Genomic DNA, 556 nt, shown 5'->3' on the forward strand with positions numbered 1-556 from the left:
TGAGGTTTCAGTGAAGCCAGTCACTAATGAGAACGGTAAGGTCATACAGCTCATCGTAGCTGGCTACGACATAACTGACAAACAACGGCAGAGAGAACACCTTCGAGTTCTCCACCGTCTGATGCGTCATAACATGCGAAATGATTTGATGAAAGTAAATGGCTGGACACAAATGGCTGCGACAGCGGTTTCTCGTGAAGAGCGCATGTCTCACGCAAATAGAGTTAAGAATATCTTGGATTCATGAGAAAAAATGACAGGTGAACTGAAAGAAGTCCAAAAGTTGATCGAATCAGAATCCGGAAAGCCAGATCATAAGCTTCCAGGTGATTTCTTACCAGATATCGTTGAGTCCCAACAATCTAAACATCCTGAAGCAGATATCTCGTTGACACTAGACGCTCCATTCACCGGACGCATCCCAGTGTATGTACAGAAAGCAATCATCGAAGCAATTGATAATGCCGTGGCGGCAAGCACCGAAGAGACGCCAACAGTAGGTGTGACCGTAGCTAACACCGATAACAATTGGATCAAAATTACGATTGCGGATGAT

The 556-nt window shown here is 44.8% G+C and carries 1 protein-coding gene and 1 pseudogene; both read left to right on the top strand.

Translation table 11 applies throughout. The annotated features are described in order from the left end of the window. Nucleotides 1-247, top strand: a pseudogene (locus tag EXE45_RS20885) (histidine kinase); the annotation flags it as partial. Between the two features lie 6 nt (nt 248-253). After that, the coding region (locus EXE45_RS17115) for an ATP-binding protein (RefSeq protein ID WP_137695038.1) at nt 254-556 on the top strand (303 nt) is incomplete at its 3' end.

The organism is Halorubrum sp. SP9 (genome assembly GCF_005435015.1).
Lineage (GTDB): Archaea > Halobacteriota > Halobacteria > Halobacteriales > Haloferacaceae > Halorubrum > Halorubrum sodomense.